General features: G+C 69.6%; 20 protein-coding genes. 3 read left to right on the top strand and 17 right to left on the bottom strand.

What is annotated here, in order from left to right; genetic code table 11:
• Window positions 1–97 precede the first annotated feature (97 nt).
• The 4 genes from ACG00Y_RS27600 to sigJ form a co-directional block, all read right to left on the bottom strand.
• Window positions 98–2,755, bottom strand: coding sequence for a bifunctional acetate--CoA ligase family protein/GNAT family N-acetyltransferase (locus ACG00Y_RS27600; protein ID WP_394484653.1), 2,658 nt, complete (start codon window positions 2,753–2,755; stop codon window positions 98–100).
• Entirely contained in the window at window positions 2,752–3,825 is a 1,074-nt protein-coding gene (locus ACG00Y_RS27595) for an NAD(P)-dependent alcohol dehydrogenase (protein WP_394484651.1), read from the bottom strand. Before ACG00Y_RS27595 ends, ACG00Y_RS27600 begins: the two co-directional genes overlap by 4 nt.
• A gap of 140 nt (window positions 3,826–3,965) precedes the next feature.
• Complete coding sequence (locus tag ACG00Y_RS27590) at window positions 3,966–4,445, bottom strand: carboxymuconolactone decarboxylase family protein (protein ID WP_394484649.1); 480 nt, start codon at window positions 4,443–4,445, stop codon at window positions 3,966–3,968.
• Between the two features lie 49 nt (window positions 4,446–4,494).
• Window positions 4,495–5,448 carry an RNA polymerase sigma factor SigJ gene (gene sigJ / locus ACG00Y_RS27585; protein WP_394484647.1) on the bottom strand — a complete coding sequence of 318 codons (954 nt, stop codon included), beginning with the start codon at window positions 5,446–5,448 and terminating at the stop codon, window positions 4,495–4,497.
• A 63-nt stretch (window positions 5,449–5,511) separates the two neighbouring features.
• Between sigJ and ACG00Y_RS27580 the strand changes: the two genes are divergently transcribed.
• Complete coding sequence (locus ACG00Y_RS27580) at window positions 5,512–5,907, top strand: YciI family protein (protein WP_394484645.1); 396 nt, start codon at window positions 5,512–5,514, stop codon at window positions 5,905–5,907.
• 4 nt (window positions 5,908–5,911) lie between these two features.
• On the opposite strand, the gene ACG00Y_RS27575 is transcribed toward ACG00Y_RS27580, so the two are convergent.
• The 13 genes from ACG00Y_RS27575 to ACG00Y_RS27515 form a co-directional block, all read right to left on the bottom strand.
• Window positions 5,912–6,436, bottom strand: a complete 525-nt coding sequence (locus ACG00Y_RS27575; protein WP_394484643.1) for a hypothetical protein — start codon at window positions 6,434–6,436, stop codon at window positions 5,912–5,914.
• A 56-nt stretch (window positions 6,437–6,492) separates the two neighbouring features.
• On the bottom strand, window positions 6,493–6,702 hold the full coding sequence (locus tag ACG00Y_RS27570; protein ID WP_394484641.1) for a DUF3820 family protein: 210 nt from the start codon (window positions 6,700–6,702) through the stop codon (window positions 6,493–6,495).
• A gap of 20 nt (window positions 6,703–6,722) precedes the next feature.
• Window positions 6,723–8,285: a methyl-accepting chemotaxis protein gene (locus tag ACG00Y_RS27565; RefSeq protein WP_394484638.1), complete on the bottom strand. Its 1,563-nt coding sequence runs from the start codon at window positions 8,283–8,285 to the stop codon at window positions 6,723–6,725.
• 155 nt (window positions 8,286–8,440) lie between these two features.
• Entirely contained in the window at window positions 8,441–9,106 is a 666-nt protein-coding gene (locus ACG00Y_RS27560; RefSeq protein WP_394484673.1) for a response regulator, read from the bottom strand.
• A 17-nt stretch (window positions 9,107–9,123) separates the two neighbouring features.
• On the bottom strand, window positions 9,124–11,811 hold the full coding sequence (locus ACG00Y_RS27555) for a DUF4118 domain-containing protein (RefSeq protein ID WP_394484636.1): 2,688 nt from the start codon (window positions 11,809–11,811) through the stop codon (window positions 9,124–9,126).
• Between the two features lie 100 nt (window positions 11,812–11,911).
• Complete coding sequence (gene corA / locus ACG00Y_RS27550) at window positions 11,912–12,880, bottom strand: magnesium/cobalt transporter CorA (protein WP_394484634.1); 969 nt, start codon at window positions 12,878–12,880, stop codon at window positions 11,912–11,914.
• A gap of 16 nt (window positions 12,881–12,896) precedes the next feature.
• Window positions 12,897–13,481 (bottom strand): potassium-transporting ATPase subunit KdpC, encoded by a 585-nt coding sequence (gene kdpC / locus ACG00Y_RS27545; RefSeq protein WP_394484632.1) that lies wholly within the window; start codon window positions 13,479–13,481, stop codon window positions 12,897–12,899.
• Window positions 13,478–15,526: a potassium-transporting ATPase subunit KdpB gene (kdpB, locus tag ACG00Y_RS27540; RefSeq protein WP_394484630.1), complete on the bottom strand. Its 2,049-nt coding sequence runs from the start codon at window positions 15,524–15,526 to the stop codon at window positions 13,478–13,480. Before kdpB ends, kdpC begins: the two co-directional genes overlap by 4 nt.
• Window positions 15,527–15,534: 8 nt before the next feature.
• Entirely contained in the window at window positions 15,535–17,319 is a 1,785-nt protein-coding gene (gene kdpA, locus ACG00Y_RS27535; protein ID WP_394484628.1) for a potassium-transporting ATPase subunit KdpA, read from the bottom strand.
• Window positions 17,316–17,408, bottom strand: coding sequence for a K(+)-transporting ATPase subunit F (kdpF, locus tag ACG00Y_RS27530; protein WP_233374964.1), 93 nt, complete (start codon window positions 17,406–17,408; stop codon window positions 17,316–17,318). The genes kdpA and kdpF overlap by 4 nt, the downstream gene beginning before the upstream one ends.
• Window positions 17,409–17,585: 177 nt before the next feature.
• Window positions 17,586–18,290, bottom strand: a complete 705-nt coding sequence (locus ACG00Y_RS27525) for a riboflavin synthase subunit alpha (RefSeq protein WP_394484625.1) — start codon at window positions 18,288–18,290, stop codon at window positions 17,586–17,588.
• A 48-nt stretch (window positions 18,291–18,338) separates the two neighbouring features.
• Window positions 18,339–19,487: an ammonium transporter gene (locus tag ACG00Y_RS27520; RefSeq protein WP_394484671.1), complete on the bottom strand. Its 1,149-nt coding sequence runs from the start codon at window positions 19,485–19,487 to the stop codon at window positions 18,339–18,341.
• Window positions 19,488–19,681: 194 nt separating this feature from the next.
• Window positions 19,682–20,053: an ArsC family reductase gene (locus ACG00Y_RS27515; protein WP_394484623.1), complete on the bottom strand. Its 372-nt coding sequence runs from the start codon at window positions 20,051–20,053 to the stop codon at window positions 19,682–19,684.
• Window positions 20,054–20,068: 15 nt separating this feature from the next.
• On the opposite strand from ACG00Y_RS27515, the gene aat reads away from it, so the two are divergent.
• Entirely contained in the window at window positions 20,069–20,800 is a 732-nt protein-coding gene (gene aat / locus ACG00Y_RS27510) for a leucyl/phenylalanyl-tRNA--protein transferase (protein WP_394484621.1), read from the top strand.
• Entirely contained in the window at window positions 20,797–21,528 is a 732-nt protein-coding gene (locus tag ACG00Y_RS27505) for an arginyltransferase (protein ID WP_394484619.1), read from the top strand. The genes aat and ACG00Y_RS27505 overlap by 4 nt, the downstream gene beginning before the upstream one ends.
• The last annotated feature ends 2 nt before the right edge of the window (window positions 21,529–21,530 follow it).

Genomic DNA, 21,530 nt, shown 5'->3' with positions numbered 1-21,530 from the left:
GGGTAGGGAAATGCAACCACAGAGGCGCAGAGCCACAGAGGAAATCCAGAGCCGGCGTTTCTCTGTGCCTCTGTGCCTCTGTGGTTGCCTTTGATCTTCATCGCAGGTCCAGCACATAGCGATACACGTCGCGATCCGACCCCGCCTCGTCGAGCACAAAGCCGCCGTTCACCGCCAGCTCGCGCATGCCCGTGTTCTCGCGCAGCACCAGCGCCACCAGCCGCTGCGTGCCGTGGCCGCGCAGGTAGGCCACCATCTTGTCGAGCAGCCGCAGGCCCAAGCCATGCCCTTGCAGCTCGGCCGCCAGGATGATGGCGAACTCGGCCTCGACGTTGTCGGGGTCGGCCACGGCACGCACGACACCGAGCGTGCGCTGCGTGCCGTCGGGCTGCGCTTCGAGCACGACAAAGGCCATCTCGCGGTCGTAGTCGATCTGTACCAGGCGAGCCAGCTCGCTGCGCGGCAGCTCGCGGCGCGTGCTGAAGAAGCGCAGGCGGATGTCCTCGGGCGCCAGCTGCCCGGCGAAGGCGAGGTGCCTCGCCTCGTCCTCGGGCCGGATCGGCCGCACCAGCAGCTGCCGGCCCTGCCACGCCCAGGTCTCGGCGAGTTCGGCCGGGTACGGCGGAATAGCGAAGCGTGAGGTGCCGGCACTGGCCGCAGCGGTGACACGCAGGCGGGCGTCCAGCGCGATGACGCCGTCGCTGTCGGCCAGCAGCGGGTTGATGTCCAGCTCGGCCAGCTCGGGCAGGTCGGCCAGCATCTGCGAGACGGTCACCAGCACGTCGCAGATGGCGTCCATGCGCGCCGGCGCATGGTCGCGGTAGCCGGCGAGCAGCCTAGCCACGCGGGTGCCGGCCACCAGCTCGCGGGCCAGCACGCGGTTCAGCGGCGGCAGGCCGATGGCGCGGTCGGCCATGACCTCCACCGCCGTGCCGCCCTGGCCGAACAGGATGACCGGGCCGAACACGGGGTCCACGCTCGCACCGACGATCAGCTCCTGCGCATGCGGCCGGCTCACCATGGCCTGCACCGTGAAGCCGGTGATGCGTGCTGACGGCTTGACCGAGCGGACACGCGCCAGCATCTGATCGGCGGCCTGGCGCAGGGCCGCGGCGTCGGCCAGCGCGAGCACGACGCCGCCCACATCGGACTTGTGGCTGATGTCGGGCGACAGGATCTTCAAGGCGACGGGGTAGCCGATGCTAGCTGCGGCAGCCACCGCCTCGCCGGCCGAGGGACCGACCGCGTCCGTCGGCACGACCGGGATGCCGTAGGCCTGCAACACGGCCTTGGCCTCCAGCTCGTCGAGCATGTCGCGGCCGGCGGCGAGTGCCGCCTCGACGATGGCTCGCGCCGCCGCGCGGTCCGCCGGCCCGGCCTCGCTGGCGGTGGGCGCCTCGGTGAGCATGGCCTGGTTGCTGGCGTAGCGGGCGAGCATGGAGAACGCACGCACGGCCTCCTCGGGCGTGTCGTAGCCGGCCACGCCCGCACCCTCGAAGATGCGCCGCGCCTCGGCCACGCCGGCGTCGCCCAGCCAGCTGCTCATCAGCCGCCCTGCGGCCTCGCGCGCCAGCGGGGCGCAGGCGCGCGCGATGTCCTCGCTGCGCACGATGGCCGTGGGCGCGTGCATGAAGAGCACCGTGCCGGTTTCGGGGTCGTCGAGCAGCGCACGCAGCGTGGCGGTGTAGCGCTCGACCGGCGCGTCGCCAATGATGTCGACGGGGTTGCCGCGCGACCAGGTGGGCGGCAGCACGGCGTCGAGCTTGCCGCGCAAGGCTTCGCTCAGCGGTGGCAGGTCGACGCCAGCCAGCGCGGCAGCGTCGGCCGCCATGACGCCCGCGCCGCCGCCGTTGGTCATCAGCGTCAGGCCACGCTGTGGATTGCCGCGAAAGTGCGCCAGCGTCTCGGCCGCCATGAACAGATCCTGCAGCGTGTCCACGCGCAGCATGCCGGCGCGGCGGATGGCGGCGTCAATCACCACGTCGGACCCCGCCAGCGCGCCGGTGTGCGAGGCCGCCGCCTGCAGGCCCTTGCCAGCGCGGCCGGCCTTCACCACGATGACCGGCTTGTTGCGCGCCGCCGCGCGGGCGGCCGACATGAACTTGCGCGGCGACTCGATGGACTCCATGTAGAGCAGGATGGCGCGGGTGTGCGGGTCACTGGCGAAATGGTCCAGCAGGTCGCCAAAGTCCACATCGGCGCGCTCGCCCAGCGACACCATGTGCGAGAAGCCGATGCGCCGCGAGCGCGCCCAGTCCAGCACGGCCGTGACCAGCGCGCCCGACTGCGACACGAAGGCGATGTCGCCGGGCAAGGCGTCGACGTGGGCGAAGCTGGCGTTCAGGCCGATGCGCGGCGACACCAGGCCCAGGCAGTTGGGGCCCAGCAGGCGCAGCAGGTGCGGCCGCGCGGCGTCCAGCGCCGCCTGTTTTTGCGCGGCGCTCAGGCCCGCAGTCATGACGATGGCCGCGCGTGTGCCCAACTCGCCCAGCTCGGCAATGAGGCCAGGCACTGTGTCGGGCGGTGTGCACAGCACGGCCAGGTCGGGCGCCTCGGGCAGGTCGCTGACGCGGGCGGACAGCGCCACGCCGTCAAGGTCGGGGCGATTGGGGTTGACGCCGAAAACAGGCCCCGCGAACGTGCCGGCGCGCAGGTTGCGCCAGACGGTCGCGCCGACGCTGCCGGGTCGGTTGGAGGCGCCGACCACCACGACCGAGCGTGGTGAGAGAAGCTGGTCGAGGTGGCGAATGCTCACGGCGTGATGGCCACTTTCAGCACGCCGTCGCGCTGATGGCCGAACAGCTCGTAGGCCGCCTCGATGTCATCGAGCTTGAAGCGGTGCGTCACCATGGCCTCCAGGTTGACGCGCCGCGCGGCGATGACGGACATCAGCCGGCGCATGCGCTCCTTACCGCCGGGGCACAGGGTCGTCACGATCTTGTGGTCACCCAGGCCGGAGGCAAAGGCGCCCAGCGGGATGGTCAGGTCGGTGGAATAGACGCCCAGGCTGGACAGCGTGCCGCCCGGCCGCAGCACGCGCAAGGACGCCTCGAAGGTCTGCTGGGTACCCAGCGCCTCGATGGCGACGTCCACGCCGCGGCCATCGGTGAGACGCATGATTTCTTCCACCGCATCGACCTTGCTGCCGTCGATGACATGGTCCGCACCCATCTGCGTGGCGATGTGCAGGCGGTTGGCCAGGCGGTCAACGCCAATGACCATGGACGCGCCGCTGAGCTTGGCGCCGGCCGTGGCGCACAGGCCGATGGGGCCTTGCGCGAACACCGCCACCGTGTCGCCGATGCGCACGCCCGCGCTCTCGGCGCCGCTGAAGCCGGTGGACATGATGTCGGGGCACATCAGCACCTGCTCGTCGGTCAGCGTATCGGGCACCGGCGCCAGGTTGGCCATGGCGTCGGGCACCAGCACGTACTCGGCCTGGCAGCCGTCGATGGTGTTGCCAAAGCGCCAGCCGCCCATGGCCTTCCAGCCGTGCTTGGTGCCGGCGCCGTCCTGCGAGCCGCAGCCGCACAGGCAGGCGGTGCTCCAGCCGCTGGGCGTGATGGCGCCGGCGATGACGCGCTGGCCCTCGTGGTAGCCGCGCACGCCGGAGCCCAGCTTCTCGATGACGCCCACGGGCTCGTGGCCGATGGTCAGGCCGCGCTCGACCGGGTACTCGCCCTTGAGGATGTGGATGTCGGTGCCGCAGATGGTCGTGGTCGTGACGCGGATCAGCGCGTCCTGCGGGCCGACATCGGGGATGCGCTTGTCGTCCAGCACGATGCGACCGGGCTCGACAAAGACGGCGGCTTTCATCATGGCCATGGGGAATTCCTCCAAAAGGCGCTACGCGCCTGGAAGGGTTCCATGACGTCAGACCATCCTGAACCCAAGCTTGCCAGGCGTCGAGGGTGGGAGCGCCTTTACAGCGTAGGACGCGAGGCCGGCGGCTGGTTTGCGCTAGATCAGGCGAGGCCGGCTTTCTCAAGCCCGAACATCTTGTCCAGCGAGCCTGGCACGTTGCGCACCGCCACGTTCATGCGGTTCCAGCCGTTGATGGCAGCGACGCGCCAGGTCAGCTCGGACAGCTCTTCCAGGGAGAACTGTTCGCTCACCTCGGCATAGGCGGCGTCGGAAACGCCCTCGGCCGGGATGTGCGTCAGCAGCTCCGTCCAGGCCAGCGCTGCCCGTTCGCGCGGCGTGAACAGCGGCGACTCGTGCCAGATGGCCACATGGTGCAGGCGCAGCTCGCGCTCGCCGTGCATCTTGGCCTGCTTGACGTGCATGTCCAGGCAGAAGGCGCAGCCGTTGAGCTGGGAGGCGCGGATGTCCACCAGCACGGCAAGGCCCTTGTCCATGCGGAAGGCCATGCCGAAGTCCATGTACTTTTTGGACAGGTCGGCGGATTGGCGGAAGTAGTCGAGGCGGGGGGCGTGCGTGCTCATGGCGATGTCCTTGGGGTGTGGCGGGCCGGCGAATTTGCCGGCCTCACCCTCAAGACGGATCAGCTTCGCCGTTTGTGACACGGCCCGCTATTGCCGCCAGCTTGTCGGGATTGCGCTGGATGTAGATGGCGCCGATCTGGCCGTCGGCCTGGGCTGGCGCCAGCGCAATGGTCTGCACCAGCCGCCCGCCGGCGGCGGTGTCGATGACGAGCAGGCCGGGCAGGCCGTTGACCAGCGCCGGCACCATGCGCCAGGCGCGGCTGCTGGGCATCTGCGCGAAACCGATGAAGGTGCGGGCGATGAGGGCGCCGCCATGCAGCGCGCGCGGCACGGCGCTGACCTTGCCGCCGCCGTCGGCCAGCATGACGGCGTCCTCCGCCAGCAATGCCGCCAGGCTCGACACGTCCTGGCTGCGCACGGCCTGCATGAAGGCGGCCACCAGGCGCTCGCCCTCCTCCTTCGCCACCTCTCGCCGCGCGTAGTCGGCCTTGACGTTCTTGCGCGCACGGCTGATGAGCTGGCGGCAGGCGGCCTCGCTGCGGTCCAGGTGGCGGCCGATCTCGTCGTAGCCGAGGTCGAACACGTCGTGCAGCAGGAAGGCCGCACGCTCCAGAGGCGACAGGCGCTCCAGGGCCAGCATGAAGGCGATGGACACGTCCTGCGCGAACTCGGCCTGCATTTCGGGGCCGGGCGCCCAGCCGAACAAGGCTTCGTCCTCCAGCAGCGGCTCGGGCAGCCACACGCCCACGTATTGCTCGCGCTGATGGGCGGCGGAGCGCAGCTTGTCCAGGCAGAGGTTGGTCACCAGCTTGGACAGGAAGGCGCCGGCGTGGTCGACGGTGGCTTCGTCCACCTCGGCCCAGCGCAGCCAGGCCTCTTGCACGATGTCCTCCGCTTCGGCGCGCGAGCCGAGCATGCGGTAGGCCAGAGCGCGCAGACGGCGGGCGTGGTCGGCGTCGAAACGGCGGGCGCGGGCGGCGGGGGAGTCGCTGGGATGGGTCATGGCTGGGGTCATGCTGCCATGACGAAACAGCTGCGACGTTTGTGACACGGCTAGCATCCAGAGATGGACAAGCCCAAGCACGACTACCTCGTCATCTCACGCGGCCAATGGGACGAGCGGGCCAGCACCGAAGACGTCCAGCGAGCCATCGACCAGTTCTATGTCTGGTACGAAGGCCACCTCGCCAGCGGGCGCATGAAGCCCGGCAGCCGGCTGACGCGCGAGGGCAAGCTCATCACCCAGGGCCTGGTCACCGACGGCCCCTACACCGAGACCAAGGAGCTGGTGGGCGGCTACTGGTTCATCGTCGCGACCAGCCTGGACGAGGCCGCCGAACTGGCGCTGCAGAACCCCTGCCTGGCTTTTGGGCTGATGCTGGAGGTGCGTCCGCTCGAACCCGAGCGGGCACGGGCCGAGGACATCACCAACGAGACGCCGCCCGCCTGGCGGGACCGCTGACGCATCAGGGACAGCGCAGGAACACGCCTTCGACGCGGCAGGCCCCGCGCGGCCCGACGAGGTTGGGGCCGACACGGGTCAGCGTCGAGCCATCGCTGGCGGTGCACGTGGCGCCGTTGCAATGCGTGACAGTGGCGGGTGCCTCCCAGCGCAGCAGCGGCTCCGAGCCCAACGGCTTGGGCGCCGCGCGAACCTGCGGCACCGCCGGTGGCTGTCGGGGAGGCGACGGCGCGGCCCAGGTGCGCTGCGACGGCGGCGGCGAGGTGGTGAGCCCGCCCAGACAGGCATCCGCCACGCGCTTGCGCAGCGGCTGCAGGCGGGCAGCCACGGCGTCGCGGCGCTGCACGTCCGGCTGCGCGATGGGCGACTCGGTGGCGCGGGCCGCCGCCAAGGCGTCCTCCGCGTCTTCCAGTGCCTTCAGCGCCGTGCTGCAGGCCGGCGACCTGGGCAGCTCGTCGGCCTGGGCAACCAATGGTGGCCCGAAGGCCAGGGCCAGTGCGAAGAAGAGGCCGGAGCGTGTCGCCGTCATGGTGCATCGATCTTGCGCCATTGCGGGCGGTTGATCTGTAGGCCAAGGCCGCCGGTTCAGCGGCGCAAAGGCCTCAGCAACTCGCGCAGGTCGTTGTGGTCCATCTCGTACATCAGCGCCAGCAGCCGCCCGATCTCGCCCTTAGGAAAGCCTTCACGCGCAAACCAGCCCAGGTAGTTCCCTGGCAAGTCGGCGATCAGCGTGCCCTGGTGCTTGCCGAAGGGCATCTCGGTGGTGACGAGTTTGAGCAGGTCTTCCGGGTTCATGCGGGCAGTGTGCCAGCGGGTCAGCGCGCCATCTTGAACACGCCCACCGCCCGCACCAGGTCCAGGGCCTGGTTCTTCAGGCTGGACGCCGCAGCCGCCATTTCCTCGACGAGGGCGGCGTTCTGCTGGGTAGCCGAGTCCATGCTCGTGACGGCGCCGCCCACCTGGCCCACGCCCTCGCTCTGCTCGGCACTGGCGCTGCTGATCTCGCTCATGATGGCCGTCACGCGGTCGATGCTGGCCGCCACGTCCTGCATCGTGCTGCCGGCCTCGCTCACCTGGCTGACCCCCGTCTCCACACGCGTCACGCTGTCGCCGATGAGCTGCTTGATCTCCTTGGCCGCCTCGGCGCTGCGCTGGGCGAGCGCCCGCACCTCGCCGGCCACCACCGCAAAGCCGCGGCCCTGCTCACCGGCGCGGGCCGCCTCCACCGCCGCGTTCAGCGCCAGGATGTTGGTCTGGAAGGCAATGCCGTCGATGACGGCGGTGATGTCGGCGATGCGCTTGCTGGACTCGCTGATGCCACGCATCGTGTCCACGGCCTGCGCCACCACCTGGCCGCCCCGCGCCGCCACCGCGCTGGCGGCCTGGGCCAGCTCGTTGGCCTGGCCGGCGTTGTCGGCGTTCTGGCGCACGGTGACGCCCAGCTGCTCCATCGACGCCGCCGTCTGCTGCGGCGCGCTGGCCTGGGTCTCGGTGCGCGACGACAGGCTGTGGTTGCCCTGGGCGATCTCGGCACTGGCCAGCGAGAGGCTGTCTGCCCCCTGGCGCACGGAGGCGCCGAGGGTGCGCAGCCCGCCCTGCATGGCCGCAATGGCCTGCAGCAGCTTGCCGAACTCGTCATGGGTCTCGACGGCGACCTCGGCGTCCAGGTTGCCCTGCGCCACGTCGTTGATCGCCGCGACTGCCTGGTTCAGCGGCACGACGATGGACCGCGTGATGGCGAAGGCGGCGAACAGCGACAGCACGATCACCACCGCGCAGCCGACCGCCAGCAGCAGCATGCGCTGCTGGTGCACCTGGTTGTTCGTGGCGATCAGCGCCTCGGAGGTCTCGGCGGTGTAGCGGATGTAGTCGTCGCTGGCCTGAACGAGCGCGGCCAGCAGCGGGCGGCAATGCTCGTTCATGCGGCCGATGGCCGCCTCGCGGTCACCGGCCAGCACCAGGCCCACGATGGCATCGGCGACGCGGGCGTAGCGCAGTTCGATGCCGGAGATCTCCTCCACGCGACGCCGCGCCTCGGCCGGCACACCGGCGCGGCCGGAGAGTTCCTGCAACTTGTCCAGCGACGTGCGCACGTCGGCCACGGCGGCCATCACGGCGGCCTTTTCCAGTGCGGCGTCTTCCGGCTTGGTCACCAGCACCAGGTTGCGCGCGGCGATGGCGCGGCGGTCCACGGCCAGGCGCACCTGGTTGGCCGCAACGGCGCGGGCTTCCACGCCCTGCACGTAGTCGGTGAAGTGGTCACCGTCCTCCTTGATGGACTCCAGCGACGCGACCGACACGGCCACGAGCATCAGGATCAGCAGGCCAAACGCACCGACCAGCTTGGTCTTGACGGACAGGTTCTTCCAGAATGACATGGCAGCGCTCCCGGGGGTTTCGAAGTCAACGTTGGATGAACGTCATCTTCGGGAAGCGCAGGCAAGGCGACGAGCCGGGGACGCCTGACGTGCATGCGCGTGGATTGCGGGAGTCGCTGTAGGCAAATTGCCTACAGGCCGCAGCCGGCTCGCCGTCAGGCCTTCAGCCGATAGCCCACACCCGCCTCCGTCACCAGCCACTGCGGCCGGTTCGGGTCGGCCTCGATCTTCTTGCGCAAATTGGCCATATGCACGCGCACGTAGTGCACGTCCTCGGCATGGCCCGGGCCCCAGACGGCCTTGAGCAGGTGCTGGTGGGTCAGCACGCGGCCGGGCGCGGTGGCCAGCTCCTGCAGCAGGCGGTATTCGATGGGGGTGAGATGCAGCTCCTCACCGGCGCGGGTGACGGTGCGCAGGGAGCGGTCCATGGCCACGTCGCCGAAGCGGAAGACAGGATCGGCCGCGCTGCTGCTGCCCGCATGCCGGCGCAGCTGCACGCGGACCCGCGCCAGCAACTCGGCTACGCCAAAGGGCTTGACGAGGTAGTCGTCGGCGCCGGCGTCCAGCGCCTGCACCTTGCGGGCCTCGCCCTCGCGGGCCGACAGCACCAGCACGGGCGCTTGCGACCAGCCGCGGAACTCCCGGATGAAGTCCAGGCCGTCGCCATCCGGCAGGCCCAGGTCCAGCACCACCAGCTCGGGCCGGCGTGTGGCGGCGTCGATGAGGCCGCGCTGCAGCGTCGCCGCTTCGAACACCTCCAGGCCCTCGCTTTCGAGTGCCATGCGCACGAAGCGGCGGATCTCCGGCTCGTCCTCGATCATCAACACGCGGGCGGCGCTCACTCCGGTTTCTCCTTCGGCGGCTGGCCTAACGGCAGTTCGACGCGGACGCATGCACCGCCGGTCGAGACATTGTGGGCGCTGATGCGACCGCCATGCGCCTCGACGATGGCCTTGCAGATGGCCAGGCCCAGGCCCACGCCGGGCGTGGCGCTCTCGCGGTCGCCGCGCTCGAACTTGTCGAACAGCTGGGCCTCGCGCCCGGCCGGGAAGCCGGGGCCGTTGTCGGCCACGTCGATCTCGACATGGCGCCCGGCAGTGCGCGCGCTGATGCGGATGGCACCGCTCGCGTACTTGGCCGCGTTCTCCAGCAGGTTGACGAGCACGCGCTCGATCAGCACCGCGTCCAACTCCACCAGTGGCAGGTCGGCGGGCAGGTCCACGTCGACCTGCCGGCCGGCCAGCACCTCGTCCAGGCCGGCCAGCGTGCTGCCGACGACCTCCTGCAGCGGCAGCCATTGACGGTTCAACTGCACGGTGCCGGACTGCAGCCGCGCCATGTCGAGCAGGTTGCCCACCAGCGCGCTCATGCGCAGCGCCGAGCGGCGCATCGCGTCGGCCACATCGGCTTGGCTGCCGTTCAGCGGCGTCAGCTTGAGCGCATCGGCCAGGCCCACCAGCGCCGCCAGCGGCGTGCGCAGGTCGTGCGAGATGGCGGTCAGCAGCGAGTTGCGCAGGCGCTCCGACTCGATCTGCAGCGTGCTGGCCTGCGCCACCTCGATGTAGTGGATGCGCTCCAGCGAGATGGCCAGCAGCGCGGCGCAGGTGTCCAGCAGCTCGCGCTGCTCGGGCGACCAGCGCCGGCCTTTGCCCTCGATCGCCAGCACGCCGCGCAGCCGCATGGGCGCTGTCAAGGGCAGCATCAGGCAGGCGCTGGCCGGCAGGGTGTCGGTGCCCTGCCCGGCCGGCTGGGCGTGGTCGAAGGCCCACTGGGCGACGCCGAGGTCGGGCTGGGTACTGGCGCCTGGGAGTACGGCAAGAACTTCGCGACCCGGCAGGGTGCCGAGCGGTGGCACCAGCAACGCGGAGGCGGCGCCGAACTCGGCGCGCAGGAAGCGCGTCGCGATCTCGGCGACCTGCTCAGGCACCAGCGCCGCGCCGAGGTCGCGCGACATCGCGTACAGCCCACGCACGCGCCGCTCCCGCTCGCGGGCGGCCTGCGCCTGGGCCTGCAAACCGGCGGCGAGCTGGCCGATGACCAGGCCCACGAGCAGCAGCACGGCAAAGGTGACCAGGTATTGCGCGTCCCCGACCGCGAACGACCAGCGCGGCTCGACAAAGACGACGTCGAAGGCCGCCACGCCCAGCAGCGCCGTCAGCGCAGCCGGCGCACGGCCGAAGCGCAGCGCCACGCCGACGACGTTGAGCAGGTAGAGCATGGCGATGTTGGTGGGCTCCATGATGCCCAGCAGCAGCAAGTGGCCGACGGCCGTCAGCCCCAGCGTGCAGAGCAGGGCCGCCGCATAACCACGCAGTGCGTGCGGCGCCAGCAGCCCGAACTCGCGCTGCGGCGACGGCACGGGCGGGCGCGAGTGGGTGGGCAGGGCCACCTGCAGCACGTCCATCTCCTCGGCGAGATGACTCAGCGCCTCGGCCAGCGTCGGCCGGCCCGGCCAGCGCCAGGCGCGCTCGCGCCGGCCGACGACAAGCCGGGCCAGGTTGTGCTCGCGCGCATAGCCCACCAGCGCCGCCGCGACCTCGGGCGCCGACAGCACCGCCGTGCGCGCGCCCAGGCTCTGCGCCAGCTCCAGCGTGCGCTGCACGCGCTGGCGGTCGGCCTCGCTCAGGCTCCGCGCCGTCTCCACATGCACGGCGTGCCAGTCCAGCTCCAGTTGCTGCGCGAGCCGCGCGGCGCTGCGCACCACCTTGTCGCTGGCCGCACCCGGGCCCACGCAGGCCAGCAGCGACTCGCGGTTGGGCCACACGGCCCCACGGCTCACATCGCTGTGCTCGCGGCGGTAGGCCTGCATCTGGTCGTCGACACGGTCGGCCGTGCGGCGCAGTGCCAGCTCGCGCAGCGCCAGCAGGTTGCCCTTGCGGAAGAAGTTCTTCGCCGCGCGCTCGGCCTGTTGGGGCAGGTAGACCTTGCCCTCCTTGAGGCGCTGCAGCAACTCGTCGGGCGGCAGGTCGACGACGACCACCTCGTCGGCGCCGTCGAAGACCTTGTCCGGCAGCGTCTCCCAGACGCGGATGCCGGTGATGCCGCCGACGATGTCGTTCAGGCTCTCCAGATGCTGCACGTTCAGCGTCGCCCAGACCTCCACGCCGGCCTCGCGCAGCTCCTGCGCGTCCTGCCAGCGTTTTGCGTGACGCGAGCCAGGGGCATTGCTGTGCGCCAGTTCATCCAGCAGCAGCACGCCGCCGGGCTCGGCAGCGCCCCAGGCGAGCGCGGCGTCGAGGTCGAACTCGCGCAGCGTCTGGCCCTTGTGCGCCAGTTCCTTCAAGGCCAGACGAGGCAGGTCGCGGGCGATGGCCTCGGTATCGGCACGGCCATGCGTCTCGACGACGCCGATGCGCACCGCCTTGCCCTCCTTCTGCGCCGCATGCGCAGCGGCCAGCATCGCAAAGGTCTTGCCGACGCCGGCATTGGCGCCGAAGAAGATCTTCAGCCGGCCACGCTTGGCAGCGGCTTCGTCGCGCTGCAGCTGCGCGAGCAGCGCGTCGGGGTCGGGTCTTGCGTCGGTCATCGTTCGTAGGTTGGGGTGAGCCTTGCGAACCCCAACAGGGCCCGGTGCCGTGGACGTTGGGGTTCGCTGCGCTCACCCCAACCTACGGCGGTAGCGTCCTTCAAAGCCACCCCAGCCGCTTGAAGCGCCAGTACAGCGCCCCACTGACGACCGCGATCACGCCCAACGCCATCGGGTAGCCAAACGCCCACCGCAGCTCAGGCATCTTCTCGAAGTTCATGCCCCAGATGCCCGCCAGCGCCGTGGACGCGGCAAAGATGGCGGCCCAGGCGGCCAGGCGCTTGGTGACCAGCGATTCGTCGATGGACACCAGCGTCAAGTTGACCTGGGTCGCCGCGATGATGGTTTCGCGGGCCGCGTCGATGCTGGCCTGGATGCGCAGCAGGTGGTCGTAGACATCGCGGAAATAGTCCTGCATGGACTTGCAGACCACCGGCACGCGGCCGCCGTGCAGCTTGGACGCCACCTCCAGCAGCGGCGTGACGGCGTGGCGCAGTGTGGTGAGCCGCTGCTTCAGGCCGAACAGCCGCTCGACGACGGCTTGCCGGTCCTGGCGGGGCAGGAACATCGTCGTCTCCAACTGGTCCAGCTCGGCATCGATGGCATCGATGAGCGGGAAGTAGCGGTCCACCACCGCGTCCATCAGCGCGTAGAAGACAAAACCTGGCCCCTGGCGCAGCAGCTCCGGCTCGCGCTCGGCGCGGTCGCGCACGCCCAGGAAGCCCTGGGCGCTGCGGTGCCGCACCGACACGACGAAACGCGCGCCGACAAACACATGCACCTCGCCCACCTCCAGGCCGTCGGGGCCGGCCTCCAGCAGATGCATGGCGGCGAACAGCATGTCGCCGTACTCCTCCAGCTTGGGGCGCTGCAGGCCCTTGCGCGCGTCTTCCACGGCCAGCGGCGGCAGGTCCAGCTCGCGCTGCAGCAGCTGCAGCTCGTCGTCGCTGGGGTCGCGCAGCGCGATCCAGACAAAGCCCGACTGGCTCTGCAACGCCTCGGAGACGCCCTCCAGACCCGGCTCGCAGACGATGCGGCCATCCTCGTACACGGCGCTGTTGATCAGCATGTTGTTCTGTTCGCAGTCATCGAGCGGGAATGGTCGCACGGTCGAGCGCGAGGTTCAGGGCCAGCACATGGACGCGCGGCTCGCCGAGGACGCCGAGCAGGCGCGTCTCGGTGTGCGCGTCCAGCAGCGCCTTCACCTGCGCCTCAGCCAGGCCGCGCACCCGGGCGACGCGGGCGAGCTGGTAGTCGGCGGCCGCGCGGCTGATGTGCGGGTCCAGGCCACTGGCGGACGTGGTGACCAGGTCGACCGGCACCGGCGCCGTGTTGCCCGGGTCGGCGGCGCGCAGCGCGGCGATGCGGGCCTTGACCGCATCGACCAGCGCCGGCGCGGTGGGCGCCAGGTTGGAGCCGCCGGAGCCGGCCGCGTTGTAGGGCGCGGGCGCGGTGGCCGACGGGCGGCTCCAGAAGTGACCGGGGTCGCTGAACGCCTGGCCGATCAGCGCGGAGCCGACCGGCTTGCCGTTGTTCTCGACGAGGCTGCCGTTGGCCGCGTGCGGGAACAGCGTCTGCGCAATGCCGGTGACGAGCAGCGGATAGGCCAGGCCGGTGATGAGGCTGAGCAGCAGGAAGAGCGTCAGCGCGGGGCGGAGTTGGGTGTTCATGAGACGAAGCCGGAGATGAGGAGGTCGATGGCCTTGATGCCGATGAAGGGGACGATGACGCCGCCCAGGCCGTAGACCGCCAGGTTGCGGCGCAAGAGTGCGGCGGCGCCGACGGCGCGGTAGGCCACGCCCTTGAGCGCCAGCGGGATCAGCACGACGATGATCAGCGCGTTGAAGATGACCGCGCTCAGGATGGCCGAGTTGGGGCTGGCCAGGTGCATGACGTTGAGCGCGGCCAGCTGCGGGTAGGTGGACACGAAGGCGGCCGGCAGCACGGCGAAGTACTTGGCCAGGTCGTTGGCGATGCTGAAGGTCGTGAGGGACCCGCGCGTCATCAGCATCTGCTTGCCCGTCTCCACCACCTCGATGAGCTTGGTCGGGTTGCTGTCCAGGTCGACCATGTTGCCGGCCTCTTTCGCGGCCTGCGTGCCGGTGTTCATCGCCACGGCCACGTCGGCCTGGGCCAGCGCGGGCGCGTCGTTGGTGCCGTCGCCGGTCATGGCCACCAGCCGGCCTTGGGACTGGTGCTCGCGAATCAGCGCCAGCTTGGCCTCGGGCGTGGCCTCGGCGAGGAAGTCGTCGACCCCGGCTTCTGCGGCAATCGCCGCGGCCGTGAGGCGGTTGTCGCCGGTGACCATGACCGTCTTGATGCCCATGCGACGCAGCTGCGCAAAGCGCTCCTTGATGCCGGGCTTGACGATGTCCTTCAGCTCGACGACGCCGAGGATCTGCACGCCATCGGCCACCACCAGCGGCGTGCTGCCACGGCGGGCGGCCTCGTCCACGCTGGCCTGCACGCTGGCGGGCCAGCGGCCGCCCAGCGCTTCGACATGGGCGCGCACGGCACTGCCGGCACCCTTGCGGATCTGGCGGCCGGGCAGGTCCACGCCGCTCATGCGCGTCTGCGCCGTGAAGGGCACGAAGTCCCCGCGCTCCGCCGCAGCGGCTAGGCCGAACTTGCGGTCGGCCAACGCGACGATGCTGCGGCCTTCCGGCGTTTCGTCGGCCAGCGAGGCCAGGCGGGCGGCGTCGGCCAGCTGGGCCTCACTGAAACCGTCCAGCGGCCAGAAAGCATCGGCCTGGCGGTTGCCCAGCGTGATGGTGCCGGTCTTGTCCAGCAGCAGCACGTCCACGTCGCCCGCAGCTTCCACCGCGCGGCCCGAGGTGGCGATGACATTGGCCTGCAGCATGCGGCTCATGCCGGCCACGCCCACGGCCGACAGCAGGCCGGCTATTGTTGTGGGGATCAGGCAGACCAGCAGGGCCACCAGCACGACCAGGCTGACGGGCTCACCGGCGCCAGCCGCCGCCACGCTGAACTGCGAGAACGGCAGCAGCGTGGCGACGACGCCGAGGAACACCAGCGTCAGCGCCACCAGCAGGATGGTCAGCGCGATCTCGTTGGGCGTTCGCTTGCGCTGCGCGCCCTCGACCATGGCGATCATGCGGTCCACAAAGGTCTCGCCCGGGTTGACGGCCACGCGGGCCACGACCCAGTCGGACAGCACGCGCGTGCCGCCGGTCAGCGCCGAGAAGTCGCCGCCGCTCTCGCGAATGACGGGGGCCGACTCGCCGGTGATGGCGCTCTCGTCGACCGAAGCAACGCCGTCGACGACCTCGGCATCCGCCGGCACGATGTCGCCGGCCTCGATCAGCACGACCTCGCCCTTGCGCAGCGTGCCGGCCTCGCGCGGGTGCCATTTCACGGCATCGCGGGCGACGCCGGGCTTCCAGTCTTCCGCGACCTTGGCCCAGGTCTCCTTCTTCAGGCCACGCAGCGATGCGGCCTGGGCCTTGCTGCGGCCCTCGGCCAGCGCCTCGGCGAAGTTGGCGAACAGCACGGTGAACCACAGCCAGACGGTCACCGCGATGACGAAACCATTGGGCTGGGCGATGGCCAGCGCCGTCGTCAGCAGGCTGCCGAGGTAGACGACGAACATCACCGGGTTGCGCCACTGCGTGCGCGGGTCCAGCTTGGTGAAGGACTCACCCAAGGCCTGGCGGGCCAGCTTGGGGTCGAGCAGGGAAAAGCCGACGCGGCTCATGATTTGCTTCAGAGGATCAGGTGCTCGACGACAGGCCCGAGAGCCAGCGCCGGCACATAGTTCAGAAGACCGACCAGCAGCACCACGCCGATCAGCAGCGCGACAAACAGCGGGCCATGCGTGGGCAGCGTGCCCTCGCCGGCGGCCAGCCGCTTCTTCGCCGCGAAGGAGCCGGCCATCGCCAGCACCGGCAGGATCACGCCGAAGCGGCCGATCCACATCACGACGCCGAGCAGCAGGTTGTAGAAGGGCGTGTTGGCCGACAGGCCACCGAAGGCGCTGCCGTTGTTGTTGCCGGCCGAGGACAGCGCATACAGCACCTCGCTGAAGCCGTGCGACCCGGGCGCCGAGATGCCGGCCCGGCCAGGCTCGGTGGCCACGGCCACGGCCGTGCCGATGAGCACCGCCAGAGGCGTCAGCAGGATGGCCAGCGAGACCATCTTCATCTCGTGCGCCTCGATCTTCTTGCCGAGGTACTCGGGCGTGCGGCCAATCATCAGGCCCGCGACGAACACGGCCAGGATGGCAAACACCAGCATGCCGTACAGGCCCGCGCCGACGCCGCCGAAGACGACCTCGCCCAGCTGCATCATGGCCATGGGCACGGCGCCGCCCAGCGGCGTGAAGCTGTCGTGCATCGCAATCACCGCACCGCAGCTGGCGGCCGTGGTGATGACGGCGAACAGCGACGAGGCGTCGATGCCGAAGCGCACTTCCTTGCCTTCCATGTTGCCGCCGGCCTGCGTGGCACTGGTCAATGCGTCCACACCCAGCGGCTTGAGCAGCGGGTTGCCGGCGCTTTCAGCCGCCGTCGCGGCGACGACCGCAACAACGAACATCACGGTCATGGCCGCGAGCACGGCCCAGCCCTGGCGGATGTCGCCCACCTGCCGACCCATGACGAAGCACAGCGCCGCCGGGATCAGGAAGATGGACAGCATCTGCAGCGCATTGGTGGCCGCCGTGGGGTTCTCGAACGGATGGGCCGAGTTGGCGTTGAAGAAGCCGCCGCCATTGGTGCCCAGCATCTTGATGGCGAGCTGTGACGCGACCGGGCCGACGGCGAGGGTCTGCGTCTGGCCGGTGTGGTCTTCCATGACCGGCGTGCCGTCAGCGGCCTTCAGCGGCTGGCCGTCGGCGCCCAGCTTGGGCGTCTGCCAGGACTGCGTCTCCACGGTCGTCACGTCCTGGTAGGGCTTGAACGTCTGCACGACGCCCATGCCCGCCAGCGCGATGGCAAAGACGAGCGACAGCGGCATCAGCACCCACAGCGTGGCGCGGGTCAGGTCGGCCCAGATGTTGCCGACCGTGGCGGCGCTGTGGCGTGCCAGGCCGCGCAGCAGCGCCATGACGACGGCCAGGCCCGTGGCGGCGGACAGGAAGTTCTGCACCGTCAGCGCGAGCATCTGCGTGAGATAGCTCATCGTCGTCTCGCCACCGTAGCCCTGCCAGTTCGTGTTGGTGACGAAGCTGATGGCGGTGTTGAAGGCCGAGTCGGCCGACACGGCGCCCAGGCCTTGCGGATTGAGCGGGAGCCCGCCCTGCAGGCGTTGCAGCGCATAGACGGCCAGGAAACCCAGCGCATTGAAGACGACCAGACCCAGGGCATAACGCAGCCAGCCCTGTTCAGCGTCGGGGTTGACGCCGGCCACCTTCAGCAGGCCGCGTTCGATGCGCTGCAGCCAGGCGACACGCCCCTCCATGACGGCGTGCACCCAGCGGGCCAGCGGCCACGCGAGGGCGAGAAGCACCACCAGGAAGGCGATCAACTGCATCCAGGCAGAGGCACTCATGACAAGTCCTCCGGGAACAGCAACGCCCAGAACAGATAGCCCACCAGCCCGACGACGAGCACGGCTGCGGCGAGTTCGAAGCCGGTCATGACTTCTTCCCCGCCAACTTGTCACAGCCCCAGGCCGCGAGCCCGGTCAGCAGCGCGAGTGCCGCGCCAAGACCCAGAAAAACGATGTCCATGACACCTCCAGTAACGATGGAGGCATTCTGGAAATTCCCCCCTCAACGCCTCGACAAGATCGAGGCGGGGGGCATCAAGAAAGCATCAAGAATTGCTGATCGCGAGTTGCGTGATGTCGATGCCGCGCTCCCGCGCGATCGCTTCCAGCACGGGCAGCAACGGCCCCAGCTTCTCGTCCAGCGCATCCCGCACCGTGTCGACGACGACCTGCGTGCTGCGGTCGATCTCGATGTGGATGGCGTCGCCCTCTACCTTGTCGCCGAAGGTCGTCATGCGCAGCGTTTCGGGGATCAGCCACACCTCGAACCAGCCCGAGCCGTCGCGCTCGCGCTGGGCCTCGGCCACCGTCAGGCTGCAGCCATTGACGCCGATGTAGCCCTTGGCGAAGACGTAGCGCATCCACGGCGCCGGCACGGCGAAACGGATGACGTGGTTGTTGTCGGGCCGGCGGATCTCGGCGATGCGGGCCGACACGTCGACATGGCCCGACAGCGGGTGGCCGCCAATCTCGGCGCCGTCCTTGGCCGCCCGCTCGACGTTCAGGCCCGAGCCGACCTTCAGCCCGCCCAGCGTCGTCAGGTTCATCGTCTGGCCCATCACGTCGAACAGCGCCACGTCGGGCGACGGCCGCTCGGTGACGGTCAGGCAGACGCCGTCGCAGGACACGCTGGCGCCAATGGCCAGTTCGTCGTCGAACCCGGCCGGCAGCTTCAGCGCCAGCGTATGCAGCCCCTCGCGGGCGTCAATCGATTCGACGCGGGCGACGCCCTGGACGATGCCTGTGAACATGATTGAAAAAGGCCCCGTTTGGGGCCTGTTCTTGGGAGTGGCGCCAGCTTACCAGTTGGCCTCGCGGTCAGGCGTCGCGCCGATCTTGTGGATGGACAGGTCGGCGCCCTCGAACTCCTGCTCGGCGTCCAGCCGCAGGCCGACGAACTGGCGGATCAACCCGTAGACGACGAAGCCGCCGGCCGTGGCCCAGGCCACGCCGCCCAGCGTGCCGATCAGCTGTGCGCCAAAGCTGACGCCGCCGATGCCACCCAGCGCCTGCTGGCCGAAGATGCCGCAGGCGATGCCGCCCCAGGCGCCGCACAGGCCGTGCAGCGGCCACACGCCCAGAACGTCGTCGATCTTCCAGCGGTTCTGCGTCAGGGTGAAGAACTTGACGAACACCCAGCCGGCGATGCCGCCGGTCACCAGCGCGCCCAGCGGATGCATCACGTCCGAGCCTGCGCACACGGCCACCAACCCGGCCAGCGGCCCGTTGTAGGCAAAGCCCGGATCGTTGCGGCCCAGCAGCACCGCCACCAGCGTGCCACCGGCCATGGCCATCAGCGAGTTGACGGCGACAAGCCCCGACATCTTGTCCAGCGTCTGCGCGCTCATCACGTTGAAGCCGAACCAGCCCACCGTCAGCACCCAGGCGCCTAAAGCGAGGAAGGGGATGCTGGACGGCGGATGCGCGCTCATCGCGCCGTCCTTGCGGTAGCGGTTCAGGCGCGGGCCCAGCAGCAGCACGGCAGCCAGGCCGATCCAGCCGCCCACCGCATGCACGACGACGCTGCCGGCAAAGTCATGGAACTCCGCGCCCGTCGTCGCCTTCAGCCAGGCCTGGATGCCGAAACCCTGGTTCCAGACGATGCCCTCGAAGAACGGGTAGACAAAGCCGACGATGACCGCCGTGGCCGCCAGCTGCGGGCCAAAGCGCGCCCGCTCGGCTATGCCGCCCGACACGATGGCCGGAATGGCCGCCGCAAAGGTCAGCAGGAAGAAGAACTTGACCAGCTCGTAGCCGTTCTTCTGCGCCAGCTGCTCCGCGCCGATGAAGAAGTGCGTGCCGTAGGCGACCAGGTAGCCGACGAGGAAATAGGCCAGCGTGGACACGGCGAAGTCCACGAGGATCTTCACCAGCGCATTGACCTGGTTCTTCTTGCGCACGGTGCCCAGCTCCAGGAAGGCAAACCCGGCGTGCATGGCGAGCACCATGATGGCGCCCAGCAAGATGAAGAGCGCATCCGCGCCCTGCTTGATCGATGTCTCCAACGCTGTCTCCGTTCGGTGGCGTGCGGCTGGGCAAATGCACCAAGCTGACACAAACCGCACCGAAACAGCAAGTTCAATGCCCAGTTTTAATGCGCATTCGCCCCGGCGCGGGGGCGGCTACGTCTAGCGCAATCGATCTACTTTGGTGCACCAAACGCACCTTCTTCGAACGTTTGCGCACTAAAGCCGAGCGTCCAACGGCCATCGGCCCAGCGCACGACCGGCCGCTTGATGACACTGGGCTCGGCCAGCATCAGCGCGGCGGCCGAGCCATCGTCGACAACGGCGGCCTTGGTGGCGTCGTCCAGCTTGCGCCAGGTCGTGCCGGCGCGGTTGACCAGTTTGTCGCGGCCGAAGGCCTTGAGCCACTCGGGCAGTTGGTCGGCAGGCACACCCTGCTTCTTGAAGTCGTGAAAGGTCACTTCCAGACCTCGGTCGGTCAGCCAGGCGCGGGCCTTCTTGACGGTGTCGCAGTTGGGGATGCCATAGACGGTGATCATGGGCGCCATGTTAAGTTGGCGCCCATGATCGACTGGCTCGACGAGGCCTCCCTGGCCTTCCCGCCCAGCGCCAAGGCGCTCGGCCCCGACACCGACGCGCCCGGCCTGCTCGCCGCCGGCGGCACGCTGACGCCGGAGCGCCTGCAGGCCGCCTACAGCCGCGGCATCTTTCCCTGGTACGGCCCCGGCCAGCCGCCGCTGTGGTGGGCGCCCGACCCGCGCATGGTGCTGCAGACGGCCCACTTCAAGCTGTCGCGCTCGCTGCGCAAGACGGTGCAGCGCTTTGCCGCCACGCCCGGCTACGAAATCCGCATCGACCATGACCGCGCCGCCGTGCTCGAAGCCTGCGCCAGCGCGCCGCGCGAGGGGCAGAACGGCACCTGGATCGTGCCCGAGCTGCAAGCCGCCTACCTCGCCTGGCCGGCCATGCACAGCGTCGAGACCTGGATGGACGGCGAGCTCGTCGGCGGCCTGTACGGCGTCAACCTCGGGCGCATGTTCTACGGCGAATCGATGTTCATGCGCCGCACGGACGCGTCCAAGATCGCGCTGTGCGCCCTCGTCTGCCTGTGCCGCGAGTTCGGCATCCCGTGGATCGACTGCCAGCAGAACACCGGCCACCTGGCCTCGTTGGGCGCCGCCGAAGTGCCGCGCAGCGCCTTCGAAGCCCACCTCGCCACCCATGTGGGCGAAGCCTCGCCGGGGCCCTGGACCTATCATCCGGCCCACTGGCAAAGGCTCCTGAACACCAAGTGACCCACCCCAAAGAACTGCCCCTCGCGCAGATCCAGTTCTACGCCACGGCCGCCTACCCGTGCAGCTATGTCGACGGCCGCCAGGCACGCTCGCAGGTCGCCACGCCCAGCCACCTGATCCACGCCGACGCCTATTCCAACCTCGTCGCCGCCGGCTTTCGGCGCAGCGGCTTGTTCACCTACCGCCCCTATTGCGACCAGTGCCGCGCCTGCGTCGCGCTGCGCGTGCCGGTGGCCGGCTTCCAGCCAAACCGCAGCCAGAAGCGCGCCTTGAAAGCGCACCGCCACCTGCAGGCCAAGGTCATGCGGCTGGGCTACTCGCCCGAGCATTACGCGCTCTACCTGCGCTACCAGGCTGGCCGCCACAGCGGCGGCGGCATGGACCATGACAGCGTGGACCAGTACACGCAGTTCCTGCTGCAGTCGCGCATCAACTCCCGCCTCGTCGAGTTCCGCGAGGAGATGCCTGACGGCAGCACCCCGCTGCGCATGGTGTCCATCCTCGACATCCTCAGCGACGGCCTGTCGGCGGTCTACACCTTCTACGACCCCGACGCGGAAGGCAGCTTCGGCACCTACGGCGTGCTGTGGCAGATCCAGCAGGCCCGGGAGCTGAAGCTCAGCCACCTCTACCTGGGCTACTGGATCGAGGAGAGCCCCAAGATGGCCTACAAGGCCGGCTTCACGCCGCACCAGATCCTCAAGAACGGCGTTTGGGAAGACGTCTGACC

The organism is Pelomonas parva (assembly GCF_043555835.1).
GTDB lineage: Bacteria > Pseudomonadota > Gammaproteobacteria > Burkholderiales > Burkholderiaceae_C > Pelomonas > Pelomonas parva.
This window is presented reverse-complemented; position numbering and strand designations above follow the sequence as displayed.